This is a genomic window from Vibrio fluminensis (assembly GCF_015278125.1).
Lineage (GTDB): Bacteria > Pseudomonadota > Gammaproteobacteria > Enterobacterales > Vibrionaceae > Vibrio > Vibrio fluminensis.
Genome location: NZ_JADILO010000062.1, coordinates 1 through 3,390 on the forward strand (window position 1 = coordinate 1; position 3,390 = coordinate 3,390).

A 3,390-nucleotide genomic window follows, 5' to 3' on the forward strand; every position below is an offset into this window, starting at 1 on the left:
TCTTTCAACTTGGTCAACAACATCCAATTTAAAAGCGAATGAATAGTCACGTTGGGTTCGTCTAGCTGTTGATTTCATAACACTCTCCAATTTTCTGATTGGGTTGTGTCAACCTTATTTAGGACGGGTCAAATTTTCAGAAAAAGTCGTGATATTTTTTACGGCTTTTTTTTCGTTTTTCGTTCCTTGAAGCACTCTCGCCAATCCCGTAAAAAGAGCCTCAAAATTGCACGGCTAATTTCGCAGCGGTGTGATCTGACACGTTTATAGAACAACGTCAGTGGCTTAAGACTTTTTTACTATGGCAGTTTTTATTTTGCCCATTAGAAAGTGCGTATTATCAATGACTTGATGCCTAAGGTGTCTTTTGTCCGCTATTTCCTACAATTATTGATTGAAATGGCAATAAAAGCCAATCTTAATGTGATCGGCGTCACGCAGAATAATGCTTTAGATGTACATCAGAGCCTTCGTTAAATGATAATGCCGCGCTAAAAATTATTATAAAACAAAAATTTAACAACAAATTAGAGAAGTAACAATGAACAAAAAGTTATCTTTTTTAGCAGCTTCGATGGCGATCGCGCTAGCGGGCTGTGGCGGCGGCAGTAGCAGTGACAATGATGGTTCTAAACCAGAGGGTAAAGGCATCGTCATTACTGGCTTTGATGGCTATTTTAAAAATGCAGTAGTGTTTGTCGACCGTTTGAACAATGGCGTTTTGGATGCTAATGACCCGATTTTAGGTTTTACCAATGATAGCGGTAAGCTGGAAATCACGGCAGCAAGCTTGGCATATGAAGCACCTTTAGCATTGCAAACGTTAGTTCCTGGTGGCGATGTACAGCGCAGTTTAATAGCTAAAGACCCTCAAGTGTTTGCAGGTAAATATACTGTTGATATGGACAACCCAACTCAGGCTATGGCTAATGAAGTAGTATTCCGTACATTGCCAGGCGAAAAAGTTATTTCTCCACTAACAGATTTGGTTGTTGTTCAGGCTAATGGAGATCTCTCCGATAACGCAATCCATGTTGCTAAAACAACGGTTAATGAAACGCTAGGCTTGAATAATGGCGCGGTATTTACCGATGTGATTGCAGCAGGTAACCATAGCTTACATAAAACTGCACAAATCCTGACTGAGTCCAAAGTAAAAGCACAGGGTAAATACACTCCTGAAGTTGCTCTTGTTATTGCAGAAAAAGCGACAGATCTAGTAACAAACGCAACTCCTGAACAGCTACAAGATGAAAATTACAAACCAGTATTTGAGGTAAGCGGAGAAACGGTTGCTGATGAACCTGTAATCAACAATAAATTGATTGCTAACGCAGCAGTTGTGGATGCAATTAAATCAAAACTTGTACCGCTTGATGATCATGTTTTTTCGCTGACGCTACCACTGTTGGTGAATGAGGTTGCTTTATTTGAAGATGCAGATAAAGATGGTCAATCAATTGAGATTACTTCTCAAGTTGTTACTCTTGAAGGACAAACGGTAACTGGCTTGAAATTTAACAATGCGTCAGGCAGCGAGTTAGTCATTACAGGTACTCCTAATTTAGTTCGTCCAGAATATCAGATTAAACTGACAGCGACGGACGTAAACGCAACGGGCAAAGCGTTCGGTAATGTAACTGTAGCATTTGATTTGCAGGTGCTTATTGATAATCCTGCGCCAGCTCTTGATCAAAGCGTAGCACAAGAGATCCAATCATTGCTTAATGGCATTGAGATCTATCAAGGTGTAGCGGTGAACGCTGAGCCAATTCGCCTTGATGGTTTGTTTACAGATAACGAAGCTTTAACATACAAGGCGTACACTTCGGTAGAAGATTTAGCTGCAACTGTTACTCCTATTGCGGATACTGGTGAGATTAATCTTACGCTATCAGGTACACCTGATGTTGTTTACACAGTTGATCAAACATTGACCGTTGAAGTTACTGATGGTGTTAATACCGAATACCAGAAATTCAATTTAGGTAAAATTGAAAAGCCAATTGCAGCAATTGAAATTGACAAAGACGCCGTGATTGACTTACAGGAAGAGATCAACTTACAGCTAGCGGATCTCAAAGTTGGTGACGCGGTTGTGAGTAACAGCTTTAGTATTGCAAGTGTATTTGAACCGGAACATACCAACGGCGCTGTTGAATACTACGCAGGCACTAGCGATAAAGAATTTGCAACAACAGTTCCTGGTTTAACAGTTAATGTAGATACGAACGGTACACTTACAGTTTCAGGAAAACCTGATGTAGCAGTAAAAGGTGGCTCATTTGTTATTCAGGCTGGCGTTAATCCTGATGAAGAAGGCGGCGTGAAGTCAGAGCCTGTAACCATTAGATTGCCAAATGTTCAGCCAGCAGATGAAGGAACAGAAGGTCACCCGTTAGTTGGTAAGAAGTGGTATCTGCTTGAGAACGGAAGAAGCTACGTTGATGAGAATGGCGTTGAACAGGAGTTTACAGAAGAGCGCGTTTGGTGTGAAACATACGAGTTTAAGGATGGCAAAGTATACGGTAGTAATCGTACAGAAGCTAACTTGACCTCATGTACTCCAGGTGTTGAAGAGTTTACTGGCGCAACTTATGAAGTCTATGACGATGAGTTGATCGTATATTACCCAGCAGAAGATGTAGGTGGCGATGTTGAGGAAATTGTTTATCAAGCAGTTGAGGGTAACAATTTCGCAAATGCGCAAACGGTAGTAATGACCGAGCTTAATAGTCAAGGTCATGAAGTTAAGTCTCGTTACACTTACTTTAGTGATGCCACGGATGCTCAAAAGCGCATCAATATTAAGTCGGATAATCCATGGCATCAACGTGAAGTGCCGATGTATATTCCTGGAGATGTAACACCATTAACAGTGAGCATTACACTTGAAAGTGCCAAGGCTTATATCAATTTTGATGCTGATGGCAAAGATTTTACATGTGATGATTTTAATGCATTATATAGTTTCTCTGATTTTACGGATGGAGAAGGGAGTCTAGGTAATGGTTCTTGTAACAATGAGCAAGATACTCCAGAAAATGGAGAGGTCACATATCAATATGCGAGTGTGTTCTTCAATTTAAATAAGACATTAGAAAGTGTTCACGAAGGTGATGTATTTAGTGCGATTGTCAATGCTAATTCATCTGCATTAGAGCCCGCAGAGAACGTAAGATTTAATATCGAATGGACAGGTAAAACTGACAACGAATAAATCTTAAGTTTTCGGTCGAGAAAGGATGGCCTCTGGTCCTGTCTCTTGATCACAAGTCTTGTTGCTCAAGAGACTTAGCGAGTTCATACCCTTCAAGGATGGTTTGTAACCTAAACCATCCTTGCCATAAGGTTTTTATAGAAGCACGACCTGTCCGCTTGGTATCTTTC

General features: G+C 40.6%; 1 protein-coding gene. It reads left to right on the top strand.

The window, feature by feature from the left end; all coding sequences use genetic code 11:
• Window positions 1-541 precede the first annotated feature (541 nt).
• Window positions 542-3,220 (top strand): hypothetical protein, encoded by a 2,679-nt coding sequence (locus IRQ95_RS21820; RefSeq protein WP_194439890.1) that lies wholly within the window; start codon window positions 542-544, stop codon window positions 3,218-3,220.
• Window positions 3,221-3,390 lie beyond the last annotated feature (170 nt).